Source organism: Pseudomonas sp. HMSC066A08 (genome assembly GCF_001813025.1).
Taxonomy (GTDB): Bacteria; Pseudomonadota; Gammaproteobacteria; order Pseudomonadales; family Pseudomonadaceae; genus Pseudomonas; species Pseudomonas aeruginosa.
On record NZ_KV811323.1, the window covers coordinates 303,605 to 309,892 of the forward strand.

General features: G+C 68.7%; 4 protein-coding genes and 2 pseudogenes. 1 reads left to right on the top strand and 5 read right to left on the bottom strand.

The features are described 5' to 3' along the window. Positions 1-114: 114 nt before the first annotated feature. Positions 115-462: pseudogene (locus HMPREF2886_RS21045) on the top strand (hypothetical protein); the annotation flags it as partial. Here the strand turns inward: HMPREF2886_RS21045 and HMPREF2886_RS21050 are convergent. From HMPREF2886_RS21050 to HMPREF2886_RS21070, 5 genes and pseudogenes are all read right to left on the bottom strand, one after another. After that, positions 410-1,372 carry a threo-3-hydroxy-L-aspartate ammonia-lyase gene (locus HMPREF2886_RS21050; RefSeq protein ID WP_058017694.1) on the bottom strand — a complete coding sequence of 321 codons (963 nt, stop codon included), beginning with the start codon at positions 1,370-1,372 and terminating at the stop codon, positions 410-412. The pseudogene HMPREF2886_RS21045 and the gene HMPREF2886_RS21050 sit on opposite strands and share 53 nt — an antisense overlap. Positions 1,373-1,418: 46 nt before the next feature. Further along, entirely contained in the window at positions 1,419-1,622 is a 204-nt protein-coding gene (locus tag HMPREF2886_RS21055) for a hypothetical protein (protein WP_033968069.1), read from the bottom strand. Positions 1,623-1,641: 19 nt separating this feature from the next. Continuing rightward, positions 1,642-1,833: a hypothetical protein gene (locus tag HMPREF2886_RS21060; protein ID WP_012076471.1), complete on the bottom strand. Its 192-nt coding sequence runs from the start codon at positions 1,831-1,833 to the stop codon at positions 1,642-1,644. Beyond that, complete coding sequence (gene tse5 / locus HMPREF2886_RS21065) at positions 1,830-5,783, bottom strand: type VI secretion system effector Tse5 (protein WP_070748276.1); 3,954 nt, start codon at positions 5,781-5,783, stop codon at positions 1,830-1,832. The genes HMPREF2886_RS21060 and tse5 overlap by 4 nt, the downstream gene beginning before the upstream one ends. A 49-nt stretch (positions 5,784-5,832) precedes the next feature. Next, a pseudogene (locus HMPREF2886_RS21070) lies at positions 5,833-6,288 on the bottom strand (type VI secretion system tip protein VgrG); the annotation flags it as partial.

Sequence of the window (6,288 nt, forward strand, 5' to 3'; positions counted from 1 at the left end):
CCGCCTCCCGCCCCTCGCTCCCGGACAATCCGGATACCCTCTCGCCAGCATGCGTATAACCAATGACCCGCCGGCCGGTTCCTACCAGGCTGGTTCGCTTCGCTTTCCCGTTTTCTGCGCTTCACCCACAGTTGCGAGATCGACTGGCTGCTGCCCGGCGTCCCACCCACCGGGCGCTTCGTGGAAATCCCCATGCTCGGCGTGGTGCGCTTTCGCGGCGACCGCCTGTACCACGAGCACATCTACTGGGACCAGGCCGGCGTGCTGGTGCAGATCGGTCTGCTCGACCCGCAGGGCTTGCCGGTCGCGGGGGTGGAAAGCGCGCGCAAGCTGCTCGACGAAAGCCTGCCGTCGAACCGACTGATGGCGCGCTGGGCAGCCAGCGAAGGACTCGGCCTCTGGCGGCCGGCTAGCCGCCGAGCAAGGCACAGAAACGCGCCAGGTCGACGTTACCGCCGCTGAGCAGGATCCCGACCCGCTTGCCGCGCAATTCGTCCTTGCGCTGGCGGGCGGCGGCCAGGCCGAGGCAGCCGGTGGGCTCGACCAGCAGCTTCATCCGCGCGGCGAGAAAGCGCATGCCATCCACCAGTTCGGCGTCGCTGGCGGTGAGGATGTCGTCGACGTTGCGCTGGATCAGCGGGAAGGTGAGATTGCCCAGGTGCTGGGTCTGGGCGCCATCGGCGAGGGTCTGCGGCGTATCGATATGCACGATGGCACCGCTGCGCAGTGAACGCTGGCCATCGTTGCCGGCCTCTGGCTCCACCCCGTAGATCCGGCAGGCCGGCGCCAGCGCACGGATCGCCAGGGCGCAGCCGGAGAGCAAGCCGCCGCCGCCGAGGGGCGCGAAGAAGGCGTCCAGCGGACCGACTTCTTCGATCAGCTCCTTGGCCGCGGTGCCCTGCCCGGCCAGCACGTCGGGGTGGTCGTAGGGCGGGATCAGGGTCAGGCCATGGCGCTGCGCCAGGTCGCGGCCGATCTGCTCGCGATCTTCCGTATAGCGGTCATAGAGCACCACCTGCCCGCCGTAGCCGCGGGTCGCCTCGATCTTCACCGCCGGCGCGTCGGCCGGCATCACGATGGTCGCCGGGATCCCCAGCAGGCGCGCCGAGAGGGCGATGGCCTGGGCGTGGTTGCCGGAGGAGAACGCCACCACCCCGGCGGCACGCTGCTCGGCGGAAAACCGCGACAGCGCGTTGAAGGCGCCGCGGAACTTGAACGCTCCCATGCGCTGCAGGTTCTCGCATTTGAAGAAGACTTCCGCGCCGAGTTCTTCGTCGAGGGTACGCGAGGACATCACCGGCGTGCGGTTGGCATGCCCGGCGATCCGTGCGGCGGCGGCGATCACATCGTCGTAGGTAGGCAGGTCGTGCATGGTCGGCTCCTCGGACCTTGGTAAAGAAGACAGGCAGGTCGCCAGGTTAGCAGGCGAGCGCCGCCGGCAGCGCCTGTGCTACAGCATCGACGGCGATCCGGTCGGTCTCGACCACCAGGTCGTCCAATGCCGCCTCGCGCAGTATCGCGTCGAGGTCGATCAGCGCATGCGCCACGCCGCGCCCGGCCAGGCGCTCGGCGGCGGAAGACTTGCCGACGCCGAGGGTGCCATTGATGAAGAGGCTCTGCATCCGCGATTCCGGGTCGGCCTCACTCGTCCAGGTAGCCGTCCCTGATGCCCTTCGAGCGCCGGTAGAGGTAGAGCCCGACGCGCAACACGACGAGCACGCCGAAGAACACCCCGACGGTCACCCAGGTGTTGCCGAAGAACCATTCCAGGCAGACGTAGAGCAACGCCAGCGGTATGCAGACGAGGGTCATCAGCAGGTAATGCTTGATCATTGCGGCGGGCACTCCTCTTCTTCGTCCTTCAGCGGGCATTTGACGATCTGCTTGCCCGTCTGCCAGGCGGCCTGGGTGGCCACGGCCTTCTTGATGGTATCGGCATGGGCGGCCTTGCGCGCGGCCAGCTTGGCCGCGCGGTTGGCGGTGTTGGCCGCCTGTCCGGAAAGGGTCCTGATCGCCTTGGCGGACTGCACCACGGTCTTGCCGGTGCTGAGCATGCCCGGTGCCACGGTGCCGATGGCCGCCGAGGCGCCGACGTGTTTCCAGTTGATGTCGATGCACTTCCACTTGATATCGGTGAGGTCGCGATCGCTGTCCCAGTTGTCCTTCATCTGCCCCAGCACCTGCTTGCCGGTCTGCATCCCCAGCTCGATACCGGCGCCCAGCGCCGCTCCGATCGCGGCGCGGGCGGCGAAGGCGCCGATCACCACCAGCGGGATGATCAGGCCGGTGGGATCGTAGGCCAGCGTGGGCGCGTTCAGCGCGTAGGCATAGGGGTTGGGACCACCGCCCAGGCCGAGCGGGTCCTGGCTGGCATAGCGCCCGGCTTCCGGCAGGTAGTAACGGTAGCGGTTGTAGTAGAGGCCGCTTTCCTCATCGTGGTATTGCCCCTGGAAGCGGATCGGCTGCGCACCCGGCTGTCGTTCCGGCGCTACCGCCCGCCAGTCGTCCGGAACGCCCTGCCAACGCAGTTGGCCACGTTCGTCGCTCAGTTGCAGGGGGGTACCGAGGTGATCGGTGTGGAAGAAAGCGATCCGCGCCTCGCCCAGCGCCGGCACGCATTGCGCCGGCAGCGGCTGGCCTTCGGCGGCGAACGCCTGGCGCAGTTGCAGCAGCTCCGGGGGATCGGGCTCGCAGGCCTGCTCCAGGCGCAGCAACGGGACGAAACCGCCCGGTTCGTGAACGGTGGTGCGCAGTTCCCGCGCAAAGGCTTCGGCGCATTGGCGATCGCCGTCCCAGCCGAAGCGCACCTGCTGCTCGACACCCTCGCGCAGCACCACCTTGGCGATCCGTCGCGACAGCGCGTCGTAGCGGTAGCGCGCCTCCAGCCGCGTGCCGTCGGCGTAATCGCGCGTCAGATGGACCAGGCGCTGCGCGCCGTCGTAGGCCAGGCGCAGGCGCTCGCCGTCGGCGCCGATACGCTCGACCAGGTTGCCCAGCGCATCGAAGCGATAGCGGTTGCCGGCGATCCTCTCCACACGGTTGCCGGCCCAGCGCGCCGAGCCTTCGCCGGCCTGGCTCGCGCGTGCCTCGGAGCGACTGAAACCGGAGCGGTACAGTTCGTTCTCGGCGAATGCCTGGCGAACGTCCTCGCGCGCGTGCTCGCCGACGCCCTCCAGGCGGTTGCCGGCGGCGTCGTAGCGGTAGGTGCTGGCCGCCGCGCCAGCGCGCCGGCTGGCCAGCAGGCGACCGCCGAGGTCGTATTCGTAGTGCACCGACGGATACTGGTTGTCGTCGATGCCGACCAGTTGGCCAAGTCCGTCGTAGCGATAGCCGCGCAGCCAGTCGAAACCGCCGGCCAGACGCAGGCGGCTGCGTTGCAGACGTCCCAGCGGCGCGTGCTGGCGCTCCTGGGTGAACAACGCGTCATCCTGCCCGTCGCGGCGGGCGTCGCGACGCACCTCGCGGTGCAGGGCATCGCGCTCGAAGGCCAGCTCGACCGCACCGACCAGCGCGCCGTGCAGATGACCCGGGCCATAGGTCAGCCAGGCGACCGGCGGCGCGTCGCCGTAACGGCTGGTCTGGCGCACGCCTAGCGCGTCGTGGCTGTGCTCGACGCTGTAGACCCATCCGTCGGCATGTACCTGGCTTTCCAGGCGCAGGTTACCGACCTCGTCGTACGTGTAGCGCACCTCGCAATCCGCCCCGCCGGCGCTGGCCAGGCGCCCATCGGGCAACCAACGGTAACGCTCGACCAGGGCCGGTGCGTGCTCGGTGGCGGGAACCCGGATGCTCGCCAGGCGGCCGTCGCGGTCGTAGGCATAGGTGGTCTCGCGACCGTCGGCATCCTCGCGGGCGACCAGTTCGTCCGCGGCGTTGTAGCGATAGCGTTGGCGACGACCGTCGAAGCCGGTCTCTTCCACCAGACGGTCCAGCAGGTCGTAGCGGAACTGAGCCTGGACGCCGTTCTCGTTGGTCAGGGCGACCAGCCTGCCGGCCTCGTCGTGCAGGTAGGACAATTCGCCGCCGCCGGCGTCGGAAACCCGCGCCAGCAGATCGCCGTGGCCCCAGGAAAACAGCGTGGCGTGCCCCTCGGCATCGGCGATACGGGTCTGCCGTCCAAGGGCGTCGTATTCATAGCTCAGGGCGCTGCCGTCGGCCAATTCCAGGCCGATCAGTTGCCCCAGCGGGTCGTAGCGGCGCCGGGTCAGTTGTCCCAGCGGGTCGCTGGTGGCGACCAAACGCCCTTCGTTGTCGTAGTCGTAACGCCAGACCTGGCCGGAACAATCGGTCAACGCGGCCAACAGGCCGAAGCGGTTCCACTCCAGGCGCCGCTCGCCGCCGCGCGGATCGACGATTCGCGTCGGCCGGTCGGGCAGGCGCGGGTCTTCGTAGGCGTAGCGGGTGCTGCCGGCCGGGCCGCGCACCGTCGTCGCATTGCCCCGTTCGTCGCGCTCGAAGGTCCAGCGGCGCTGCATCGCATCCTCCAGCTCGACCAGCAGCCCGGTCTCTTCGTCGACGCGCTTGCGATAGCGCGCCTTGCCCGGCGACTCCTCTTCGAGCATCCGCCCCTGGCCATCGCGCCGACGCCGCGTCTCCCGTCCCAGCGGATCGCGCATGGCGACCAGGCGGCCGAACAGGTCGTAGTCGAACTCGCTACGGCTGCCATCGGCCCTGACCAGCGCGGTCCAGCGCCGCTGCCCGCCTTCGCCGGCAAACTCGTAGCGTTCGACGCGGCCGAGGCTGTCGCTGACCTCGGTGGCATCGCGCAGGTAGCGGAAGGTGCGGGTCAGGCCGCCTGCCTCGATCTGCTTCACGACCCGCCCGTGCGGAGCATGGACATCCCACTCGTAGCGAACCTCCAGCCCGCCCGGTTCGCCGTGGGCGACCAGCATGTGCTCGCGCCAGGCGAATACCCGGACCACCTGGCCAAGACGGTCGCGCACGGCGATCAGGTCGCCGCTGTCGCTGAACTGGTAGCGCACCAGCCAGTCGAGTCCCGGACTCTGCGGATCGATGTAGTCCGGCGGCGGTCCGTCGTGGCTGGCCAGGATCACGCCGAACAGACGCAGGCCGTCGTCGCCCTCGCTCGGCTCGCAGGCCTGCTGGTAGACCAGCGCATAGCTGCGCCCGGCGCTGTCGCGCACGCCGGTGAGCAGGCCACGTCCGCTCCAGCGGAACTCGGTGCGGTAGCCGGCGCGGCCGAAGCTGGCCTGCAGGCGCCAGATACCGTCGGGGCAACGCTGGAAATGCAGGTAGCTGTGGCCGGACAGCACCAGCACCGAGCCTTCCTGCGCCTGCAGTTCGGCCGGCACCGCCGCCCAGCGCCCGCGCCAGGCCTGCGCTTCGCCGCCACTCGAACCGCCGCGGCGCAGCCACAGCTCCTCGCTGCCGGAATAATGCTGCGCGCCGGGAGCCAGTGCAGGAAAGCCGATCCGACGGCCCTGGGCGTCGACCAGCACGCAGGCGTCTTCGCTCAGTTCCAGGTGCATGCTCTCGCCCGGCAGCCACCAGCCCCGGCCGAGCCGGCCGATACGGGGGTTGCTCGACAGGTAGCCACGGGCGAAGGTGAAGGTGTCCGGCGCCGCCAGGGCGAAATCGACCTCTTCCGGCAGCAGCTTGCTGCCGAGCATGGGGTTGACCGGCTTGCCCACCAACGGCACGCAGGCGGACACCCGGTCGGCCAGGCCGACCGCGCTGCTGCCGACGTGCACGGTGGGCGAGCCGGTGGAGATAACCCCTCCCGAGACTTTCTCGCCGACATGGGAAACCGGTAGGCCGCTCATCTATCCATCCTTCCTTGGGAAAAGCCACGACAGGACATCCGCCCGCCGCTCAACAGTTGATATCGACATTGGGCGAGAGAATCTCGATCTCCCCCGGCGTCAGGCGGATCGTGCTCTGGCCGCAACGCAAGAGGATCTCGCGGTCGGCGGTCAGCTCGATGCGCTGGCTGCCGAGGGTGATGCTCTGACCGTCCAGGGTGATCTTCGAGCCATCGTCGCTACCGCCCACGCTCACTTCGTAGCTATCGCCCACCGACAAGGTCTTCTTCTTCATCACCTGGGTGCTCTGGTTCAGCCCGACCACGGTGTTCATCATCATGCCGACGTTCAGGCTGTAGCCGAGCCCGACGTTTTCCATGCGCCCCATGCCGACGTTCTGCAACGAGGCCATGAGGATGGTTTCCGTCTTGTTCATGCCGATCCTGACCGTCTCGTTGCGATCGACCGTCTTGCTGCGGTTGGCATGCACGGTGATGGTCTCGTTGTTGTCCACGGTCTCGGTGCG

What these genes read in the sequence shown, in the direction of transcription:
- HMPREF2886_RS21050 (WP_058017694.1), bottom strand. Translation starts at nt 1,372, where the DNA reads ATGCACGACCTGCCTACCTACGACGATGTGATCGCCGCCGCCGCACGG.
- tse5 (WP_070748276.1), bottom strand. Translation starts at nt 5,783, where the DNA reads ATGAGCGGCCTACCGGTTTCCCATGTCGGCGAGAAAGTCTCGGGAGGG.
- HMPREF2886_RS21055 (WP_033968069.1), bottom strand. Translation starts at nt 1,622, where the DNA reads ATGCAGAGCCTCTTCATCAATGGCACCCTCGGCGTCGGCAAGTCTTCC.
- HMPREF2886_RS21060 (WP_012076471.1), bottom strand. Translation starts at nt 1,833, where the DNA reads ATGATCAAGCATTACCTGCTGATGACCCTCGTCTGCATACCGCTGGCG.